The organism is Aromatoleum evansii, from assembly GCF_045689615.1.
Classification (GTDB): Bacteria; Pseudomonadota; Gammaproteobacteria; order Burkholderiales; family Rhodocyclaceae; genus Aromatoleum; species Aromatoleum evansii.
Genome location: NZ_CP141259.1, coordinates 1,212,805 through 1,231,916, shown reverse-complemented (window position 1 = coordinate 1,231,916; position 19,112 = coordinate 1,212,805). Strand labels below are relative to the sequence as shown.

The 19,112-nt window shown below is 63.1% G+C and carries 20 protein-coding genes; 9 read left to right on the top strand and 11 right to left on the bottom strand.

Annotated elements, in window-relative coordinates; genetic code table 11:
• The first annotated feature begins 214 nt into the window (after positions 1-214).
• From U5817_RS05560 to U5817_RS05535, 6 genes are all read left to right on the top strand, one after another.
• On the top strand, positions 215-667 hold the full coding sequence (locus U5817_RS05560; RefSeq protein ID WP_407279976.1) for a type IV pilin protein: 453 nt from the start codon (positions 215-217) through the stop codon (positions 665-667).
• A 2-nt stretch (positions 668-669) separates the two neighbouring features.
• Positions 670-1,155, top strand: a complete 486-nt coding sequence (locus U5817_RS05555; protein ID WP_407279975.1) for a GspH/FimT family pseudopilin — start codon at positions 670-672, stop codon at positions 1,153-1,155.
• Positions 1,152-1,745 (top strand): type IV pilus modification protein PilV, encoded by a 594-nt coding sequence (pilV, locus tag U5817_RS05550; RefSeq protein WP_407279974.1) that lies wholly within the window; start codon positions 1,152-1,154, stop codon positions 1,743-1,745. The genes U5817_RS05555 and pilV overlap by 4 nt, the downstream gene beginning before the upstream one ends.
• A gap of 84 nt (positions 1,746-1,829) precedes the next feature.
• Positions 1,830-2,768 carry a PilW family protein gene (locus tag U5817_RS05545; RefSeq protein ID WP_407279973.1) on the top strand — a complete coding sequence of 313 codons (939 nt, stop codon included), beginning with the start codon at positions 1,830-1,832 and terminating at the stop codon, positions 2,766-2,768.
• Between the two features lie 56 nt (positions 2,769-2,824).
• Positions 2,825-3,373: a hypothetical protein gene (locus U5817_RS05540; RefSeq protein ID WP_407279972.1), complete on the top strand. Its 549-nt coding sequence runs from the start codon at positions 2,825-2,827 to the stop codon at positions 3,371-3,373.
• Between the two features lie 36 nt (positions 3,374-3,409).
• Complete coding sequence (locus U5817_RS05535; RefSeq protein WP_407279971.1) at positions 3,410-6,793, top strand: pilus assembly protein; 3,384 nt, start codon at positions 3,410-3,412, stop codon at positions 6,791-6,793.
• 100 nt (positions 6,794-6,893) lie between these two features.
• Here U5817_RS05535 and U5817_RS05530 read toward each other — a convergent pair whose 3' ends face one another.
• The 8 genes from U5817_RS05530 to U5817_RS05495 all read right to left on the bottom strand — a co-directional run bounded on the left by U5817_RS05530 (position 6,894) and on the right by U5817_RS05495 (position 12,632).
• Positions 6,894-7,490 carry a GspH/FimT family pseudopilin gene (locus U5817_RS05530; protein WP_407279970.1) on the bottom strand — a complete coding sequence of 199 codons (597 nt, stop codon included), beginning with the start codon at positions 7,488-7,490 and terminating at the stop codon, positions 6,894-6,896.
• A gap of 359 nt (positions 7,491-7,849) precedes the next feature.
• Positions 7,850-8,047 (bottom strand): YjfB family protein, encoded by a 198-nt coding sequence (locus tag U5817_RS05525; protein WP_169125051.1) that lies wholly within the window; start codon positions 8,045-8,047, stop codon positions 7,850-7,852.
• Positions 8,048-8,064: 17 nt separating this feature from the next.
• Entirely contained in the window at positions 8,065-8,550 is a 486-nt protein-coding gene (locus U5817_RS05520; protein ID WP_407279969.1) for a YajQ family cyclic di-GMP-binding protein, read from the bottom strand.
• Between the two features lie 21 nt (positions 8,551-8,571).
• A complete protein-coding gene (locus tag U5817_RS05515; protein WP_407279968.1) occupies positions 8,572-8,895 on the bottom strand; it encodes a pyrimidine/purine nucleoside phosphorylase in 324 nt (107 codons plus the stop codon).
• A 14-nt stretch (positions 8,896-8,909) separates the two neighbouring features.
• The gene (locus U5817_RS05510; protein ID WP_050416734.1) at positions 8,910-9,140 is read right to left on the bottom strand and encodes a DUF2788 domain-containing protein; all 231 of its coding nucleotides are present in this window, start codon (positions 9,138-9,140) and stop codon (positions 8,910-8,912) included.
• A 12-nt stretch (positions 9,141-9,152) separates the two neighbouring features.
• On the bottom strand, positions 9,153-10,382 hold the full coding sequence (locus U5817_RS05505; RefSeq protein ID WP_407279967.1) for an argininosuccinate synthase: 1,230 nt from the start codon (positions 10,380-10,382) through the stop codon (positions 9,153-9,155).
• A gap of 142 nt (positions 10,383-10,524) precedes the next feature.
• On the bottom strand, positions 10,525-11,448 hold the full coding sequence (gene argF, locus U5817_RS05500; RefSeq protein WP_407279966.1) for an ornithine carbamoyltransferase: 924 nt from the start codon (positions 11,446-11,448) through the stop codon (positions 10,525-10,527).
• A gap of 11 nt (positions 11,449-11,459) precedes the next feature.
• Positions 11,460-12,632, bottom strand: a complete 1,173-nt coding sequence (locus U5817_RS05495; RefSeq protein WP_169125046.1) for an aspartate aminotransferase family protein — start codon at positions 12,630-12,632, stop codon at positions 11,460-11,462.
• A 285-nt stretch (positions 12,633-12,917) separates the two neighbouring features.
• Between U5817_RS05495 and U5817_RS05490 the strand changes: the two genes are divergently transcribed.
• A complete protein-coding gene (locus U5817_RS05490; RefSeq protein WP_169125045.1) occupies positions 12,918-13,214 on the top strand; it encodes a DUF3579 domain-containing protein in 297 nt (98 codons plus the stop codon).
• Positions 13,215-13,306: 92 nt separating this feature from the next.
• On the opposite strand, the gene rpsT is transcribed toward U5817_RS05490, so the two are convergent.
• Positions 13,307-13,573 (bottom strand): 30S ribosomal protein S20, encoded by a 267-nt coding sequence (gene rpsT, locus U5817_RS05485; RefSeq protein ID WP_407279965.1) that lies wholly within the window; start codon positions 13,571-13,573, stop codon positions 13,307-13,309.
• Between the two features lie 123 nt (positions 13,574-13,696).
• Here rpsT and murJ point away from each other — a divergent pair, with 123 nt between their 5' ends.
• Together murJ and U5817_RS05475 are read left to right on the top strand one after the other, a co-directional pair.
• On the top strand, positions 13,697-15,232 hold the full coding sequence (gene murJ, locus U5817_RS05480) for a murein biosynthesis integral membrane protein MurJ (RefSeq protein WP_407279964.1): 1,536 nt from the start codon (positions 13,697-13,699) through the stop codon (positions 15,230-15,232).
• A gap of 108 nt (positions 15,233-15,340) precedes the next feature.
• Entirely contained in the window at positions 15,341-15,970 is a 630-nt protein-coding gene (locus tag U5817_RS05475) for a YbhB/YbcL family Raf kinase inhibitor-like protein (RefSeq protein ID WP_169125043.1), read from the top strand.
• 42 nt (positions 15,971-16,012) lie between these two features.
• Here the strand turns inward: U5817_RS05475 and ggt are convergent, their stop codons facing one another.
• Together ggt and U5817_RS05465 are read right to left on the bottom strand one after the other, a co-directional pair.
• On the bottom strand, positions 16,013-17,758 hold the full coding sequence (ggt, locus tag U5817_RS05470; protein ID WP_407279963.1) for a gamma-glutamyltransferase: 1,746 nt from the start codon (positions 17,756-17,758) through the stop codon (positions 16,013-16,015).
• A 95-nt stretch (positions 17,759-17,853) separates the two neighbouring features.
• Positions 17,854-19,110, bottom strand: a complete 1,257-nt coding sequence (locus U5817_RS05465) for a 6-phosphofructokinase (RefSeq protein WP_407279962.1) — start codon at positions 19,108-19,110, stop codon at positions 17,854-17,856.
• Positions 19,111-19,112: the final 2 nt, after the last annotated feature.

Genomic DNA, 19,112 nt, shown 5'->3' with positions numbered 1-19,112 from the left:
AAGAAACCAGCTGCCGCCGCGTCGGCCACGCTGCCGAGTTATCGTGCCCGCGCGCTTCTCGCTACCGCCGCAAGCGATGCCTGGGGACGCTACGTCGCCACTCATACGCAGAAAACAGACGCTCATCGGACGCTGCTTCTGCTTTGACCTGACTTTGACTAGCCTCTACCCAGGATGCAGTTCCGACCATACCATCCACGTACCCCTTAATGCCATGGACCTGATCGTGAACGCGAAACAACCCGCACACCAGCCGATGCGCAACGGCTTCACGCTGATCGAAGTGATGATCGTAGTCGCGATCATCGGCATTCTCGCCGCCGTTGCCTATCCCGCCTACACGTCCTACCTCGTGAGAGCGAATCGCAGCGTCACCACGGCGTACCTTCTCGACATTGCGACGCGGCAGCAGCAATACCGCCTCGACGCACGCACATTCGGCTCGCTGAGCGATATCGGCATGAGCACACCTCCGTCCGAAGTCAGCAAGCACTATGCGATCAGCCTGGACGGAGCCCCGACCGCGACCGCTTTCACCGTTCAAGCGGTACCGACGGGCGCCCAACTTGCACAGGACGCAAAATGCGGCACCCTGAGCATCAACCAAGCCGGAAACAAGGGGATTTCCGGTTCCGGTAGCGCAGCGGACTGCTGGGGCGGTCGGTAATCATGAACACGACGACTGTAAGCGGCCACCTGAAGGCGCCGGCCCGCGCGACGGGTTTCTCGCTCATCGAACTGATGGTCGTCGTGGCGATACTGGGAATTGTCGCCGCGATCGGTTACCCATCGTTCCAGGAGCTGCTCGCGTCACAGCGCGTTCGCGCGGCATCGTCGGCGCTCTACGACTCGATGCTCGTCGCCCGAAGCGAAGCACTGAAGAGCAACGCGACTGCCAGTTTCGCGCTAACCGGGAGCGATCTTGCAAAGGGCTGGACGATCCAGGTCGGCGGTCAGGCCGTACATTCGCAATCGGCGCTCGCGGGGCTGAGTTTCAGTCCGGCAAACCCCACGATCGTCTTCGGCGCTACCGGCCGACTGACGAGCGGCGCAAATACCGCGATTACCGTGTCAACCAGCGGAACGAACGTAAAGCGCTGCATCCGCCTCGATACCACCGGCAGACCGCGACTGACCGAGGGAGCATGTTCATGAACCGTAGCCATCCCTACAACGGGCGGGGACATCCGCAGAAAGGTTTCAGCCTGCTCGAAGTGCTCGTTTCGATCGTAATCCTGGCAATCGGGCTTCTCGGACTCGCAGGCCTGCAGACCAAGGCGAACGAAGTCGAAATGGAGGCCTATCAGCGCTCGGTGGCGCTGATGCTGGTGCAGGACATGGCGGACCGTGTTTCCGCAGGACGCAAATACGTGGATACGTTCAAGACGCAAAGTCTGGTCACCTACGGCGTTGGCGACGGCCAGCCCACCGCGTGCGCGGACACTGCCGACGTCAGCGCGCAGCTCTGCGAATGGAGCAATGCGATGAAGGGCGCGGCAGAAGCGACAGCGAAAGGGAACATCGGAGCTCCCATCGGCATGCGTGGCTGCCTGATCTCGGTCCCGCCCACGGACGATGCACTCGGCGAATTTTTCGTTGTCGGCGTCTGGCAAGGGCTGATGCCCACGGCCTCACCACCGGCCAATACGCCTGGAGCTCAGTGCGCCGCAGACGTCGAATTCGGCGCCGGCCTGCGGCGGGCAGTCGTCACGCGTGTCCTCATTCCCAAACAAGTTGCCGGGTAAGCCATCATGCACGCACCTGGATTTCTCGCACTACCCCGCATCCGAGTTTTCCGATCGCGCGAGAGAGGCATCTCGCTCATCGAAATGATGATCGCCATGACCTTAGGGTTACTGGTGATCGGTGCGATGACGACCATCTTCATCAACAACAGCCAGGCCCGGCGCGAACTGGACAAAGCCGCCCAGCAGCTTGAGAACGGCCGCTACGCAATCCAGCTCCTGCGCGACGAGATCTCGATGGGGGGATTTTACGACGCCATCGCCAGCCTTCCGGGCACACCGGCATCCACGACTGCCAACCCATGCTCGACCGATGTGGATGTCTGGAAAGGGTCGATGGATATCGCTGTGCAAGGTTTTACCCCGGAGACTTTCCCATGCCCGATTTCGGTAAAGAGCGGAACCGGGTTGCTGTTTGTGCAGCGTGCATCCACCGCGATTACTGCACCCGACGCGCTCAACCCGGACAACGGCTATCTGCAAGTATCGCTGTGCGGCGACGAGTATGTCAGTGCAGTGACCGACAAACCGTTCCGGGTCAAGAACGGGTCAGGCACTTTCGATCTCATGCAGATCGACTGCAAGACGACAAATCGGGCTCCGATTCGCCAGTACTTGCGCAGGGCGTTCTTCATCGCCAGCAACAACGTTGCGGGTGACAGCATCCCCACCCTGAAACGGGCCGATTTCCGTGCCGTGGCGCTCGGAAGCACCAATCCCGACGTCCAGGCCATGGTCGAAGGCATCGAGGACATCCACTTCGAATACGCGATCGATACCAGCGGCGACGGTTCACCTGACCTCTTCAGCGACAATCCAACGGCGGTTCAGCTCCCCCACATCGTCGGCGTTCGCCTGTGGCTGCTAGCTCGCGCGCTCGAGCCGTCTCCCGGTTACGACGCCAGCACCAAGACCTTCACGCTGGGACCCAAGGGCCCCGTCCAGTTTGCCGACAACTACAAACGGCACGTCTTCAGCACTTATGTCGAACTGATCCATCCCGTGGCGCGGAGAACGAAATGAGGCATCCACGAGCGCGCGCACCGCAGCGGGGCGCGGTACTTTTCGTTGGCCTGATCATGCTCATCCTGATCACCCTGCTGGCCGTATCGGCAATCCGCCTTGCGAACACGAACCTCCTCGTCGTGGGGAATGAGCAGTTCCAGAAGGAGGCGGAAGACGCCGCGAATTACCACCTCGACGTGGCCCTCAACTCGAATGAATTCACGGCGCGGAATGTTTCCCGCGACGTGCAGCTCCCCGCTTTTGATGGTGCGGCCGTTACACCCGAAACCAGCTACAGAGTTACCGTTCCGCCACCGACGTGCAAGCGCTACCGGTACATCAAGCAAGGTGAACTGATTGCGAAGCGGACGGTGATCATCGATGGAGAAGAGAAGGAAGAACAATATGTTCCGCCTGACAACGTCGCCTGCTTTGGCGGCAAACCGACCGACATCTTGATTATCGATCCGACAACCAACATCTCGGGCAATTCGCTGTGCGCGACATCGCTTTGGGAAATGACCGCGAACGTCGATCTTCCAGGGACCGGCGCCAAGGCGCAGGTCATTCAGGGGGTGGAGATGAGGATCGACTATGCGGAAGCCAAGGACGCCTGCGAATAACCCGCTGCCGAATAGAGAAGTGAACGGAGCATTAAGATGAACAGGAAACTCTCCCTCTCGATTGCGCTGGCCTGCATAGGCATCAACAGCGCCATGCCGGTTTTTGGCGAGGATATCGACATCTATACGATGCCGCCAACTCCCCAGGCCGCCCCGAATGTCCTCTTGCTGCTCGACAATTCCTCGAACTGGTCGGCAGCCGACCAAGCCTGGGACAGGGAAGAGGTCAAGGCAAAATGCAATGCCAATAAGGACTGCGAGCGCTACGTCGGACTCGTCTTCGGCGACAACCTCAAGCTCGTTCAAGGTCAGGTCGAGGTCAGGGCGCTGAGGGTGGTTCTGAACGATCTCGCGTGCACGGTTACCACCGGTTATCGGCCGACGAACGTCGGTCTCATGTTGTTCAACGACGCCGGCACCGCCGACAGCACAAGCGGCGTAGCGGGATACATTCGTCAACGCATTCAGCTGCTTGCCCCCTCCTCCTACGGATGTACGGATCCCAAGGGAGTAATCTCAGATCTCGCGACGATCGATAGCGAACTGAGAAGCCCTGACTACAAGGTGCCCTCGTCCATCGATTACGGAAGTGCTTACTACGAGGCGTTCAAGTATTTCGGCGGCTACGCGAACACCAATGGCACTGAAGCAACCAAAATGGGGTCTCCCCCAGGGGCCACGGGCTTCGGCCCAAAGCCGTATTCGAAGCGAACCACGCTTGAAGACATTACGGCCTTCACGTCGACAGACAAGACCGAATACGCGAGCCCGATTCCTTTGGAATCCTGCGCAAACAACTACATCGTGCTGGTGGGCAACCAGTTCCCGAATCTCGAACCGAATACGGACACGAGAACCAGCCCGCCGACGCATCTAATGATGACCCGCCTCGGTTTACGCCCGAAGCAACTATCAAGCGCAGCGACCTCAGGAAGGGAGATGCGCTTCGCCGATGAATGGGCGCAATTCCTCGCGCGCACCGACGTAAGCGCAGTCGCAGGTCATCAACCGGTGAAGACCTTCACGATCAATGTATTCAACCGAAAGGGCGAGGATCCCGCGCAGACCGCGCTGCTCAACAGCATGGCCACGAACGGCGGCTCGGGCGTTGGCGGCGCCTTCAAGGTTAATGGCGATCTCATGGCGCTGGTCGAAGGGCTGAAGACCATCTTTCTACAGATCAATGCTGTCAATAGTTCCTTCGCATCCGCGTCCCTCCCGATCAGCGTCAATACGCAAGGGACGTATTTGAACCAGGTGTTCATCGGCATGTTCCGGCCCGACGTGGGGTCGCGACCGCGGTGGGCCGGCAACCTCAAGCAGTACCAATTCGCGCTGCAGCAGGTCCCCGTCGGAGAGGTCATCAAGCGTTCGCTGTTCCTCGCCGACGCAAATGGCGACCCAGCCATTGACAACGCAAACACGGGCTTCCTCCAGGCCTGCGCACGCAGTTTCTGGACGAGCGATTCAAGCAATTACTGGGAACCCATCACCGAACCGAAATCGGACACTCCGAATTTCGGCATTCCGGAAGGTAGTTGTACCAATTTCGAGGCCAACGACAGTCCTGACGGAAGAGTCGTCGAGCGCGGCGGCGCAGGACAAAAGATCCGGAAGATCTCCCCAGCAACTAGCCGACAGATTGCGACCTGCGCAGCAGCACCCAGCAATTGCACGACCAGCACCAGCTTCGCCGTATCCACCGACATGGAAAAGTGGATCCGTGGTGACAATGTCGGTGATGGGTATAACACCAAGACCGAGACTTTCTATACGAAGTATGACCCCTTCGCCGGAGCGATCAGACCAACGGTCCACGGCGGGGTGGTTCATTCCAGGCCTCTCGCCATCAATTACGGCAGCAGCGATAGCGACGACGTTGTTGTCTTCTACGGCGCAGACGACGGTCTGTTCCGAGCTATCGACGGCAGCAAGAACGAGGCGGATAGTGTCAGTGGAACGGAGCTCTGGGCATTCCTGGCACCCGAGTTCGAGGAAAGATTGACGCGCGCGCGGGACAATTACCCGTTCGTCACTTTCAAGGATGATCCGACGTCGCCAAAGGATTTCTTCTTCGACGGATCGATCGGCGCCTATATCGGCCCCAAGAACGCGGATGGCACAGGCGTACGGGTGACCTATATCCTCCCCTCGATGCGTCGGGGGGGGAAGATGATCTACGCTTTCGACGCCACGGATCACCCTGCAAAACAGGCACCGAAGCCGCTGTGGCGTTTCGGTTGCGACCAGTCCGGAAACTGCTTTGGCGGCGACAGCGCCAGGCTCGGGCAGACATGGTCAACGCCCCGAGTCGTGCGCGTCAAGAACCAGACCGCACTGTACGCAGTGTTCGGCGCCGGCTACGACGCTTGCGAAGATAGCGAACCGAGGGATTGCAGCGCGTCCACGACTGGCCGCGGCATCTTCGTCCTGGACGCCACGACCGGCGAAAGACTGCGCTATATCTCCTTCGGTGAGGCAGCCGGGCGGATTGTGGCCGACGTGGTTCCCGTGGATACCAACGATGACGGTTTCTCGGACGTCCTGTATGCCGCCGACACCTCCGGAAATCTGTGGCGCGTCAACCTGTCGAATCCCACGAAGGTGGGCACGCAATCGCCTGCCGACTGGACGGTCACCCGGGTTGCGACCATTGGTGATTGGTCCAGCGCCAATAACCGTAATCGCAAGTTCCTTTATGCACCCGATGTTGTGCGCTTCGGCATCTACAACATCATCCTGATCGGATCCGGAAATCGTGAAAAACCGCTCTATGACCCTCTTGTCGATTCGTCGAAGACATATATCGCCGCCAAGACACTGAACAGGTTCTACGGATTCTGGGACGAGTTCGCCCGCACCAGTGACTTTGTGATCATCAACGACCAGAATGATTGTGATGCCTCCGGAGACACCGCGCTAAGTACGCCGTCGTGCCAATTGATGAATACGACCGATACTACAAAAGACTACATGCCGGTGTTCCAGTCGATTGTTACTCGGCCGCGGGGATGGGTCATTGATCTCACGGATACGACAACAGCCGGCCCGAACGAACAGGTCGTGACGACACCGGCGACTGTCGGTGGGCTGGTGAATTTCAGTACATTTCAGGCAAAAAACAAGAGCAAATGCTCGTCGCTCGGAACAGCACGGGGTTACGCCGCATGCTTCCTGCATGGCGGAGCATCATGCGACACGCCGTCACCCGAAGGCACGATACGATCCGAGGAATTCGTCGGGGGTGGCCTGCCACCGTCGCCTGTGACAGGCACGGTCCTCGTTGACGGCAAGATTGTTCCCTTCATCATAGGAGGGAAGCCCGACGCCGGTGGCGGTTCCGCACTCGAAGTGAAATTGCCGCCCATCCCGATTCGCAAAGATCGCACCAAGGTGTATCGATACAAAAAGATCGACTGATCACTCGCGATGACACTTGGCGCGGGCCGTGACGATGCGGGCCGCGCCTTTCTTTTCCTGCGGGTGGCGCCGCACAACGCGCCCCCTGTACTGGCCCTTCTCAACACGTCGCACGCGCCATGCGTGGCCGGCCAACACTGTTGATGATGATCTTGCGCGCGATACCTTCGCCGCACACAGTCAGTGTGCCAGCCTGCCAGGCGCTCGTAGCGAGTTGCTGCGAGCGTCCGGTTGCAACATAGGACACGTAGCGACCGACGCTGCCATCGCCGGTGATCCTGATTTTTCTTTGCCGCACCTCCCCGATACGCAGCAGGGCTTCGTCGGCCTCGCGCCGGCCGTTGTCGTTCGCGTCCTCGAACATGATCCATCCACGATCCCAACCTGCGACATCGGCGCAATCTTGCGCATCTTCGCTCGGACATAGGATCACCCGATGACGCCGCTTGAGCGCCTCCGAGCGGGTCTGAATCACCGCGGAGAACAAATCGCTCGATGCATCGCCCACGCTCGTGTCCGTCAGGAGTCGCGCAAACGAGGGCACCGCGATCGCGGACAGAATTCCAAGGATGGCCACGACCACCGCCAGTTCTACGAGCGTATATCCCCTCGATGCCCCCCGACGGCGAACCCTGAAGTCTTGCTGCACCTCCTGCCGCGTGCCCCGGGCAACGCTCATCCCCGCTTCGAAACCCATTGCGCTTCTCCCGAATTGGAATCGGCCACAATTCTATTGTCATTTTCTGAAGAAATGACAATAGAATTTACATGAATGCATTTGTCTTTCAGGACAGGCTCGACGACTCGAGCAGAGAAGGAGGAGCGCAGAGGCAGGAATACGCCCCACGACTGCACGGCAGGATGCGCTGCGCGGTTGGCGCGCTACGCCAGCCAATCGTGCCCTTGGACAGGCTCGGGGCAAACGGACGCGTGCGATGCTCGATTCAAAAATTCGGGAGGAGGTGCGCAGCGTGAAGGGGTCGCAAATTCGGGCATCCGAATTTGCCCGGCCGCCACGTGACGAGCACGGCGGCCATCAACCGGGCCCGAACACGCTCAGACGAATACGTCTATGGTGCCGCCGATGACCGCCCCCGGCGTCGGGCCGGAGGGAGGAGGAAGGGCCAGCAGGAGCTGCGCCGCATTCAGCTCCTGCAGCTCCATTGCCTTCTTGAGGACAAGCACCGAGGCCTCGGCCTTGAGGGAGGTCGATGCGTTGGCGGAGGCGATCGAAGCGACGGTCGAGATGTCCACGTCGCCTCTGACCGGCATCAATCGCGGAAGTTGCCGAACTGCAGCGGAAAGTCGGTGATGTCCTTCTTCACCAGCGCAATGGCGTCCTGCAGCACGTCGCGCTTGGCGCCTGAAACGCGAACCACGTCCCCCTGGATCGCTGCCTGGACCTTCATCTTGCTGTCCTTGAGGAGCTTGACGACCTTCTTGGCCAGATCCTGGTCGACACCGACGCGAACCTTCACTTCCTGCTTGACCTTGTTGCCCGAGATCTTCTGCACGTCACCGTAATCGAGGCAGCGCACGTCGACCTTCTTCTTGGTCATCTCGGGCAGCAGGATGGTCTTCATCTGGTCGAGCTGGAAGTCTGTGTCGCCGAACATCGTGATCAGCTTGTCGCCGAGCTCGAGCTTCGCGCTAGTGCCCTTGAAGTCGTGGCGCCCGGCGATCTTGGTGTTGGCGACGTCGACCGCATTCCTCAGCGAGGGCTGGTCGACCTCGGACATGATGTCGAAAGACGGCATGTTCGGCTCCCTGCGCGACGATCAGCCGAAGTGGCAGATGTAGTGATAGGGCTCGCCGGTCACTTCGATATCGAAGCTCGAATTGCCGGGAACGTCGAACGACTGGCCGGCACCCCAGGTCTTCCATTCCGTCTCGCCTTTAAGGCGGACACGGCAGGTGCCGCCGACGCCTTCCATGATCTCGGGCGCGCCGGTATTGAAGGTCAGCGCCGCCGGCATGATGACGCCCACCGACTTGCGGGTGCCGTCAGCAAAAGTGATGGTGTGCGAGACGCATTTGCCGTCGAAGTAGACGTTGGCCTTGGTCGTGACGGCGACGCCGTCGATTTTCTCGGTCGTGCTCATGAAACGAGGCTTCCTTATTCGATACCCATGAATTTCTGGATGAAGCTCTTGGCGATGAAGCCGATGAAACCGAGGCCGAGCGCGACAAATAGCCAGATCGTTCCGTAGCGCCCTGCCTTCGATTGCTTCGCGAGGTTGCCGATGATGAACAGCATGTACACGATTAGCGCGGAAACGAGGATCTTGAGCGACCAGTCCTCGAATTCCGCCACCGTCAGCCCGAATATGATCGGGTCACCCTCCATCCAGACTGCTCCTTAACCGCGCTTGTTGCGCGCGTTGGCGGCGATGCGCATGCGCAGGGCGTTGAGGCGGATGAAGCCGTGCGCATCCTTCTGGTTGTACGCACCCTGGTCGTCCTCGAAGGTCGCGATCGTCGGGTCGAACAGCGAATCGGTCTTCGAGTCGCGGCCGGTGACGATGACGTTGCCCTTGTAGAGCTTGAGCCGGACCCAGCCGTTGACGGTCTGCTGGGTATGGTCGATGAGCGCCTGCATGGCCTGGCGCTCCGGGCTCCACCAGTAGCCGTTGTAGATCAGGCTGGCGTAACGGGCGAGGAGATCGTCCTTGAGATGGGCGACTTCGCGGTCGAGCGTCACGGATTCGATCGCACGATGCGCACGCAGCAGGATCGTACCCCCCGGGGTTTCGTAGCAGCCGCGCGACTTCATGCCGACGTAGCGGTTCTCGACGAGGTCGAGGCGACCGATGCCGTGCTTGCCGCCGAGCTTGTTCAGTTCGCCGAGCAGTTCATGCGCCTTCATGCGCTTGCCGTTGATGGCGACGAGGTCACCCTTCTCGAACTCGAGGTCGATGTACTCGGCGGCATCCGGTGCAGCCTCCGGCGACACGGTCCAGCGCCACATCGACTCCTCGGCTTCGGCAGCGGGGTTCTCGAGATGGCGACCTTCGAAGGAGATGTGCAGCAGGTTGGCATCCATCGAATACGGGGAACCGCCCTGCTTGTGCTTCATCTCGATGGGAATGCCGTGCTTCTCGGCGTAGGCGAGGAGCTTCTCGCGCGACAGCAGGTCCCATTCGCGCCACGGGGCGATGACCTTCACGCCGGGCATGAGCGCGTAGTAGCCGAGCTCGAAACGGACCTGGTCGTTGCCCTTGCCGGTCGCACCGTGCGACACGGCGTCGGCGCCGGTGGCGCGCGCGATTTCGATCTGGCGCTTGGCGATCAGCGGGCGCGCGATCGAGGTGCCGAGCAGGTACTCGCCTTCGTAGATGGTGTTGCAGCGGAACATCGGGAAGACGAAGTCGCGCACGAACTCTTCGCGCAGGTCGTCGATGAAGATGTTTTCCGGCTTGATGCCGAACTTCAGTGCCTTCTGGCGCGCGGGTTCAAGTTCCTCGCCCTGGCCGAGATCGGCCGTGAAGGTGACCACTTCGCACTTGTAGGTGTCCTGCAGCCACTTGAGGATGACTGAGGTATCGAGTCCGCCCGAATAGGCGAGGACAACTTTCTTGACGTCGCTCATGTGGATTTCCGCTCTTTTCTTGCCGCTTGACTGAAGGCCGTGTCGCCACGACCGCCTTTCGCTCCGTGGCCGGCGAAGCTTTCCGTCCGGCCAATCGCTGTTTGTCCTGCCGCCCTGCTCACGCGTGCGCAGGGCGATTCCGTTAGCTCTCGACCTTGCCGAGCACCAGATACTCCATCAAAGCCTTCTGCACGTGCAGGCGGTTCTCGGCCTCGTCCCACACCACGGACTGGGGGCCGTCGATCACTTCTGCCGTGACCTCCTCGCCGCGGTGCGCGGGCAGGCAGTGCATGAACAGGGCGCCGGGACCGGCCGCCGCCATCATGTCCGCATCGACACACCAGTCGGCAAAGGCCTTCATGCGCGCCTCGTTCTCGGCCTCGTAGCCCATCGACGTCCATACGTCGGTGGTAACGAGGTCGGCGCCGCGGCAGGCCTCCATCGGGTCGTCGAACACTTCGAAGTGCCCGCCGCCGGCAAGACCCGCTCGCGCGGGGTCGATCGCGTAGCCCGGCGGCGTCGACACGCGGACCTTGAAGTCGAGAACCTCGGCCGCCTGCAGCCAGGTGTAGGACATGTTGTTGGCATCCCCCACCCAGGCGACGGTCCTGCCCTGGATCGAGCCGCGATGCTCGATGAAGGTGAAGATGTCGGCCAAGATCTGGCAGGGGTGATATTCGTTGGTCAGCCCGTTGATCACCGGCACGCGCGAATTCGCCGCGAAACGGTCGATGATGTCCTGCTCGAAGGTGCGGATCATCACGACGTCGCTCATGCGCGAGATCACCTGCGCCGCATCCTCGACGGGTTCGCCACGACCGAGCTGGGAGTCGCGCGTGTTCAGGTAGATCGCCGAGCCGCCGAGCTGCTGCATGCCGGCCTCGAAGGACAGGCGCGTGCGGGTGCTGGCCTTCTCGAAGATCATGACCAGCGTACGGTCGAACAGCGGGTGGTAAGGTTCGTAGCGCTTGAACTTGTCCTTGATCCAGCGCACACGACCGAACAGATAGTCGTATTCCTCGCGCGTGAAGTCCTTGAACTGCAGATAGTGCCGCGGCGTGTTCATCGCGTGCCTCCTTATTGCCCGAGGAACTTGCGCACCAGTGGCGCGAGCGCCGAGACGAGGGCGCCGGCGTCCTGCTCGGTGAACACGAGCGCAGGCAGCAACCGGATGACGCGATCGGCCGTGACGTTGATCAACAGGCCCGCCTCGAGCGCCTGGCGCACGAGATCCCCGCAGGGGCGATCGAGTTCGATTCCGATCATGAGCCCGCGGCCGCGGATATCGACCACGCCGCTCACCCCGGCCAGCGCCTCGCGCATGCCATTGCGGATCGCTTCGCCGACACGCACGGCATTGTCGCGCAGCGCCTTGTCCTCGATCTCGGCGATCGTCGCAAGGCCCGCGGCGCACGCGAGCGGATTGCCGCCGAAGGTCGAGCCGTGGTTGCCCGGCCCGAACAGGCCGGCCGCACGGCCCGCCGTGACGCACGCGCCGATCGGCACGCCCGAGCCGAGGCCTTTTGCCAGCGTCATGATGTCCGGCTTGATCCCCGATTGCTGGAAACCGAACCAGGGGCCGGTGCGCCCGATGCCGCACTGCACTTCATCGCAGATCAGCAGCCAGCCGCGCTCGTCGCAAATGGCGCGCAGCTCGCGCTGGAAGTCGTCGTCGGCGATGTTGATGCCGCCTTCGCCCTGGACCATCTCGAGCATGACGGCCACGACGTTGTGGTTATGCTCGCCCACCGCGCGGATCGCGGAGATGTCCTTGTACGGGACGCGCACGAAGCCCGTCACCAGCGGTTCGAAGCCAGCCTGGGTCTTGCGGTTGCCGGTGGCGGAGAGGGTCGCGAGCGTGCGTCCATGGAAAGCGTTCTCCATGACGATGATCTCGGGATGATCGATGTGCTTCTTGTGCCCATAGAAGCGCGCGAGCTTGATCGCCGCCTCGTTGGCTTCGCATCCGGAATTGCAGAAGAACACTTCGTCCATGCCGGACAGGGCGGCGATGCGGTCGCCCAGCTCCTCCTGGCGGGGAATGCGGTACAGATTGGAGGTATGCAGCACGCTCGCGGCCTGCTCGGAAATGGCGCGCACGAGCCGCGGGTGGTTGTGACCGAGCGTGGACACGGCAATGCCCGAGAGCGCGTCAAGATAGCGCTTGCCGGTCTCATCGAAGAGCCAGACGCCCTCCCCATGCGTGAAAGCAACGGGCAATCTGGCGTAGGTGTTCATGAGATGCGACATGGGGGACCCCGTTCAGGATGTAGCAGAAACGCACACGGCGGCACATGCCGCCGTGAAAAGGTTGAAGGACGATGTTAAGCGAAAACCGCGGGCCTTGTACAGGTTCGGGATCGGACACGCCAGCCCGCCCGGCGGGGTCCGCATCCCGGGATGATCCGTCGCATCGCGGGATAATGCCGGGGTTTTTCTGCTAGAATCCGCCCCGTCTTTCGCGGTGCCAGCAGTCCCGGCCACCAGCCGGCGCACCGTCCTCCGGAAATTCCCGCAGCCGCCGAATCTCACCCTATGAGCCAATCGATCGAAAGCTTCGTCATCATCGGTGTCACGCGCGAAGGGAAGACCTTCCGCCCGAGCGACTGGGCTGATCGGTTGTGCGGAATCATGTCGGCCTTCGGCGCCGACAACCGGATGATGTATTCGCCCTACGTTCGACCGGGGTGCACGCTCAAGGGCCACAAGGCCGTGCTGGTGGATGCCCGGCTTTACGACATCGAGCCGCTGGCCTACAAATTCCTGATCAATTTTGCCAAGGACAATGATCTGGTGGTCGACAACATCGACGACGAACACATGAAGATCTGAGCAACGCGCCGAAGCGCAGCTTCGCAACGGCGGCAACAGAAATGAAAACGGCGACCGAGGTCGCCGTTTTCATTATCCCGCGAACGCGAGGATCAGGCGGCCATCGCCTTGATCGCTGCGGACAGCCGGCTCTTGTGGCGGGCAGCCTTGTTCTTGTGGATGATCTTCTTGTCGGCGATGCTGTCGATGGTGCTCATCGAGGTGCGGAACACCGCCTGGGCAGCAGTCTTGTCGCCACCGACGACGGCCTTTTGCACAGCCTTGATCGCGGTACGCAGACGAGAACGGAGGCTGCCATTGTGAGCGCGGGCCACGACCGCCTGACGGGCGCGCTTGCGGGCTTGTGCCGAGTTGGCCATATCTATGTTCTTCCGTTGAGTGGTTCTTGAAAACGCGCGAGTTTAACCGTTCGACAGGCAAGGTGCAAGTGCACCGCCGGGCAACAGCGGCTATCATCGCGTCTTTTGCCACGGCGACCACCGATGAACCTGTTGCGCGCCCTTGCCACCGTCAGCAGCATGACCCTGTTGTCGCGGATCCTCGGCTTCGTCCGGGACTTCGTGATCGCGCGCACCTTCGGCGCCGGCATGGCGACCGACGCTTTCTTCGTCGCGTTCCGGCTGCCCAACCTGCTGCGGCGCATGTTTGCGGAGGGTGCATTCTCGCAGGCCTTCGTTCCCATTCTCGCCGAATACAAGAACCGCCAGGGACCTGAGGAGACGCACAAGCTGGTGGGCCGCGTGGCCACGGCCCTCGCGCTGGCGGTGACCGTGGTGACCGCCATCGGCATCGTCGCCGCACCGCTGATCATCTGGGCATCCGCGCCGGGTTTCGCTGACGAACCGGACAAGTTCGCCCTCACCGTCGAACTGACCCGCATCACCTTCCCTTACATCCTGTTCATGGCACTGGTGGCGCTTGCCGGCGGCATCCTCAACACCTGGAGCCGCTTCGCCATTCCGGCGTTCACGCCGGTACTGCTGAACCTCTCCTTCATCGGCATGGCGCTGTTCGCCGCCCCCTGGTTCGATCCGCCCGTCCTCGCGCTGGCGTGGGCGGTATTCATCGGCGGCATCCTGCAACTGGCGCTGCAATTGCGCCCGCTCGCGCGCATCGGCTTGCTGCCGCGCTTCGATCTGAACCTGTCCGATCCCGGCGTGCGACGCATCGCAAAACTGATGCTGCCCGCGATGCTGGGGGTGTCGGTGAGCCAGGTGTCGCTGATCATCAACACCATCTTCGCGTCCTTCCTCGAGAGCGGCAGCGTGTCGTGGCTGTATTACGCCGATCGGCTGATGGAGTTCCCGGCAGGCCTGCTCGGCGCCGCGTTGGGGACGATCCTGCTGCCCAGCTTGTCGAAACTGCACGCGGACGAGCAGCCGGAAGCCTTCTCGTCGCTGCTCGACTGGGGGCTGCGCCTGACGCTGATGCTCACGCTGCCGGCCGCGCTCGCGCTGGCGCTGCTGGCCGTGCCGCTGCTGTCGACGCTGTTCCAGCACGGAGCCTTCACGGCGACGGACGTGCAGCAGACACGCCTCGCCCTGGTCGCCTACAGCGTCGGGCTGAGCGGCCTGATCCTGGTGAAGATCCTCGCGCCCGGGTTCTATGCGCGACAGGACATCCGCACGCCGGTCAAGATCGCCCTGATCACGCTGGTCGCGACGCAACTGATGAACCTCGCGTTCATCGTGCCGCTCAAGCATGCCGGCCTCGCGCTGTCGATCGGGCTCGCCTCGCTGCTGAATGCGGCGCTGCTGTTTCGCGGCTTGCGCCGGCGCGGGGTCTATCGGCCGCAACCGCGCTGGGGCATTTTTTCGCTGCGCCTGCTGGCCGCACTGGGAGTACTGGGGGTCGCACTTTGGTTCGGCATGGGCGACGAGCAGTGGTGGTACGCGCAGGATGCAGTAACGCGTGTCCTGCGCCTGTCCGCGGTCGTACTGGGCGGAATCGGTGCATATTTCCTCACCCTGTTCGCCCTGGGAGTCCGCCCGCGGGATTTCCGCCGGCGCGCGGCATGACCGGCCGGCGCGGGCGCCCCGCGCCGCAGTGCAGCGTTACGGAAGGATTCGACGGCACTAGAATGGGACGAATGATTATCCCGATCGACATGTAAGGAGTTCCCTGGCATGAGACTCAGCAGCCAAAGCTTCGCCGACGGCGCGCGCATCCCCGGCGAATTCTCGTTCTGCATTCCGGCCGCTGAAGGCCACGTCTGCCTCGGCAGCAATCGCAACCCGCACCTGGCCTGGAGTGGGGTGCCGACGGAAACGCGCTCCTTCGTGCTGATCTGCCACGACCCGGATGTACCGAGCAGCGGTGACGACGTCAACCAGGAAGGTCGCGTTGTGCCGGCGAGCCTGCCGCGCGTGGATTTCTTCCACTGGGTCGTCATCGACCTGCCTGCGGACCTGCGGGAAATCGCGGCCGGCAGCTTCTCGGACGGCGTGACGCCGGGCGGAAAGAACGGCCCGGAAGGTCCGCTCGGCTCGCGCCAGGGCATCAACGATTACACCGCCTGGTTTGCCGGTGACGAAGCCATGCGCGGGAATTACCACGGCTACGACGGTCCCTGCCCGCCGTGGAACGACGAGCTGGTGCACCGCTACGTGTTCACGCTGTATGCGCTGGACAAGGAATGCTGCAACGTCGACGGGAGCTTCGGCGGAGCCCAGGTGCGCAACGCGATCGCGGGTCACGTGCTGGCCGAGGCGAAGCTCACCGGCACGTACACCCTGAATCCGTCACTGTCCGACTGAGCTTTCAGCAGAATCCGGAGCGCCCAGGCCGGTTCGCGCGACTCAGAATCCGGCGGCAGTGCCTTCGCGGCGCGGGTCGGCAGCGCCGACCCATTCCCTGCCCCGCCTGACGACCACACCCAGCCCGCTGGTCAGGTCGCGCACTACGGTTTCGTGACCGAAGGCGGCAAGACCGTCGGCCAGCGGTCGCACGTCGCCGCGATCCTCGATCTCGGTGGGGCCATTGCGGCTGCCGACATGAGGACGGGCGAGCAAGGCGTCGGGCGGCATGTTCCAGTCGAGCAGGCCGACGAGGCTTTCGGCGACATAGTTGATGATCTGGCTGCCACCCGGCGAGCCCGTCACGGCGTGGAGTTTTCCACCCGCGTCGAACACCAGGGTCGGCGACATCGAACTGCGCGGACGCTTGCCGGGGCCGACACGGTTCGGGTGGGGACCGCGCTCGTCGGCCGGGGCAAAGGAGAAGTCGGTCAACTGGTTGTTGAGCAGGAAGCCCCGCGCCACGCGCCGGCTGCCGAAGGCATCCTCGATCGAGGCGGTCATGGAGACGGCATTGCCGGCCGGATCGACAATCGACACGTGGGAGGTCGCGGGCTGCTCGACGTTCACCGCCCGCGGCGCTGGCGCAGCGCCGGGAGTGCCGGGCCGAGCACGATCAAGACTGTCGTCGAGCCGGATCAGTTGCGCGCGCGCGCCGAGGTAGTCCCTCGCAAGCAGCCTTGAGGGCGCGAGCGGCATCGCGACGGGATCGCCATACCATGCGTCGCGATCGGCGAACGCGAGCCGCCCCGCTTCGCTGAACAGGTGGGCGGCAAACGCCGAGTCGGGCGCGATGTCGGCAAGGCGGAAACGTTCGAGGATGCCGAGCATCGCCAGCACGGTGGCCGCGCCCGAGCTGGGCGGAGGCATGCCGCAGACACGGTAGGTGCGGTAGCGTCCGCACAAGGGGGCGCGCTCGACCGCACGGTAGCCGGACAGATCCTCGAGCGAGAGCGCACCCGGGTTTGGACCGGCAGCGACCGCAGCAACGATGGCGCGCGCGATAGGCCCTGCATAGAACGCGTCAGCGCCCTGCTCCGCCACCGCAGCCAGCACCTCGGCCAGTTCGGGATTGCGCAGCGTCGCCCCCTCCGCCAACGGCCGCCCGTCGGCATCGAAGAAGAGCTGGCGCGCGGCTGGATCACGACTCAGGAAGCGGTCCTGCGCGATCAGTTTGTGCAGGCGCGGCGACACCGGAAAACCCTCGGTGGCGAGGCGGATCGCGGGCTGGAACAGGCTCGGCCAGGGCAGCCGCCCGTAACGCGCATGGACAGCGGCAAACATGCGCAGCAGCCCCGGCACTCCGACCGAGCGCCCGCCCACGACGGCGTCGTGGAAGGCCATCTTGTCGCCTTGCGGAGTGAGAAAGAGACGCTCATCCACGCCTCCCGGCGCAGTCTCGCGCCCATCCCAGGCGCTCGTCCTGCCCATTTGCGCGTCGTGATGGACGAGGAATCCACCTCCGCCAATGCCGGAGGACTGCGGTTCGACGACGTTGAGCACCAGCGCGGCGGCGATGGCGGCATCGACCGCGCTACCGCCTGCGTGCAACACCCCCACGGCTGCATCGGTCGCGTGCGGGTTGGCGGTGACGACCATCGCCCGCGATGCAACGACGGCCGGCTTCCTGCCGAAGCCTGTCGCCGCTTCAGGCTGACCGGGCGCTTGGCCAAAAGCTGGCCGGGCTGCGGGTAGCGCCGCCAGCCCGAGGATCACGATTGCGGCGAGCAGGGTCCGCGATGCATTCATATCCCCTCCCGAAGTTCACCTGCCGGCAGATTGATGTGCGGAAACGATACGCGGGCCCGCGGCATGCCGGGTCGCGCGCAGTGTATCGCAACGTTTCAGGGGACGTAGGCAGCGAGTCGACGCGCAACGGAAGCAAAGCTCGGCCGACGGTAGTCCGGGACGCCCCCGGCGTATGCGGGATATACCTCGCCTTCGATGAGCGGACGAAGGTAGCGCTTCGCCGCGTCGGTGACGTGCAGGCCGTCACCACGGATGAACCCGGCGGGCACCCGGCGCTCGAGGTTGGCGATCGCAGCCACGTCCTGGAGCACGACATCCCAGCGGTAGGGGGCGTCGGCGAGTCGCCGGATCGCCGGCATGACGCAGTCGCGCCCGGCGATGGCGGCTGCGACCGCGGCGCGACCGACGGCGCAGGCCTGGGCATGATCGACGGCCGACACGAGGTGGCCGGCAGCGCGCTGCAGGTAATCGGGAATGGCCCAGTGGTGCTTGTGACCGAGCCGCGCGTGGATCAGCCGCGCGAGGCACTGGCCCGCGCCACCGAGCTGCACGTGCCCCTTGCGATCGTGATCCTGCTCCATGACGAGCGTGCCGTCGGCACGACGGATCCCCTCCGACACCGTCACGGCGCAATAACCGAGTCGCTTCACCGTGGCGTCGACGGCGCCCAGGAAGGCCTCTTCGTCGAAAGGCACCTCGGGCATCAGGATGATGTGCGGCGGTTCATCCTCCGTGCGCGCCGCGAGCGCGCTCGCCGCGGCGATCCAGCCGGCGTTGCGCCCCATCACCTCGAGCACGAAGACGCGCCCGGCGCTGCTGGCCATCGACGCGATGTCGAGGCCGGCTTCCAGCATGGCCACCGCTGCATACTTGGCAGCAGAACCGAAGCCGGGCGAACAGTCGGTGCCTTCGAGGTCGTTGTCGACCGTCTTCGGCACGCCCACGCATACCAGCGGGTAGCCGCGCACACGGGCGGCGGCCGAGATCTTGGCAACGGTATCCATCGAACCGTTGCCGCCGTTGTAGAGGAAATAACCGACGCCGTGCGCAGCGAAGACCGCGAACAGGCGGTCGTACTGGGCGGGATTCCGCTCGGGGGGATCGAGATCGAAGCGACAGGAGCCGAAGGCACCGCCCGGCAGGTGTGAGAGCGCCTCGAGATCGCCCGCGCCAAGCGTCGACGTGTCGATCAGATCCTCGCCGAGGGCGCCGAGAATGCCGTGGCGGGCGGCAAGCACGGTGCCGATGGCGTCGCTGCATTCGCGCGACGCGGCGATGACCGCCGCCGCGGTGGCGTTGATGACCGCGGTAACGCCGCCCGACTGCGCATACAGGAGATTCGTCTTGTTCATCG

Excerpts from the sequence above, each read along its gene's own strand:
- U5817_RS05535 (WP_407279971.1), top strand. The coding sequence starts at position 3,410 with ATGAACAGGAAACTCTCCCTCTCGATTGCGCTGGCCTGCATAGGCATC.
- U5817_RS05560 (WP_407279976.1), top strand. The coding sequence starts at position 215 with ATGGACCTGATCGTGAACGCGAAACAACCCGCACACCAGCCGATGCGC.
- U5817_RS05495 (WP_169125046.1), bottom strand. The coding sequence starts at position 12,632 with ATGTCGCATCTCATGAACACCTACGCCAGATTGCCCGTTGCTTTCACG.
- argF (WP_407279966.1), bottom strand. The coding sequence starts at position 11,448 with ATGAACACGCCGCGGCACTATCTGCAGTTCAAGGACTTCACGCGCGAG.
- U5817_RS05475 (WP_169125043.1), top strand. The coding sequence starts at position 15,341 with ATGAGACTCAGCAGCCAAAGCTTCGCCGACGGCGCGCGCATCCCCGGC.
- U5817_RS05545 (WP_407279973.1), top strand. The coding sequence starts at position 1,830 with ATGATGATCGCCATGACCTTAGGGTTACTGGTGATCGGTGCGATGACG.
- U5817_RS05540 (WP_407279972.1), top strand. The coding sequence starts at position 2,825 with ATGCTCATCCTGATCACCCTGCTGGCCGTATCGGCAATCCGCCTTGCG.
- U5817_RS05515 (WP_407279968.1), bottom strand. The coding sequence starts at position 8,895 with ATGAGCACGACCGAGAAAATCGACGGCGTCGCCGTCACGACCAAGGCC.
- ggt (WP_407279963.1), bottom strand. The coding sequence starts at position 17,758 with ATGAATGCATCGCGGACCCTGCTCGCCGCAATCGTGATCCTCGGGCTG.
- rpsT (WP_407279965.1), bottom strand. The coding sequence starts at position 13,573 with ATGGCCAACTCGGCACAAGCCCGCAAGCGCGCCCGTCAGGCGGTCGTG.
- U5817_RS05465 (WP_407279962.1), bottom strand. The coding sequence starts at position 19,110 with ATGAACAAGACGAATCTCCTGTATGCGCAGTCGGGCGGCGTTACCGCG.
- U5817_RS05530 (WP_407279970.1), bottom strand. The coding sequence starts at position 7,490 with ATGGGTTTCGAAGCGGGGATGAGCGTTGCCCGGGGCACGCGGCAGGAG.
- murJ (WP_407279964.1), top strand. The coding sequence starts at position 13,697 with ATGAACCTGTTGCGCGCCCTTGCCACCGTCAGCAGCATGACCCTGTTG.
- U5817_RS05555 (WP_407279975.1), top strand. The coding sequence starts at position 670 with ATGAACACGACGACTGTAAGCGGCCACCTGAAGGCGCCGGCCCGCGCG.
- U5817_RS05505 (WP_407279967.1), bottom strand. The coding sequence starts at position 10,382 with ATGAGCGACGTCAAGAAAGTTGTCCTCGCCTATTCGGGCGGACTCGAT.
- U5817_RS05510 (WP_050416734.1), bottom strand. The coding sequence starts at position 9,140 with ATGGAGGGTGACCCGATCATATTCGGGCTGACGGTGGCGGAATTCGAG.
- U5817_RS05520 (WP_407279969.1), bottom strand. The coding sequence starts at position 8,550 with ATGCCGTCTTTCGACATCATGTCCGAGGTCGACCAGCCCTCGCTGAGG.
- pilV (WP_407279974.1), top strand. The coding sequence starts at position 1,152 with ATGAACCGTAGCCATCCCTACAACGGGCGGGGACATCCGCAGAAAGGT.
- U5817_RS05490 (WP_169125045.1), top strand. The coding sequence starts at position 12,918 with ATGAGCCAATCGATCGAAAGCTTCGTCATCATCGGTGTCACGCGCGAA.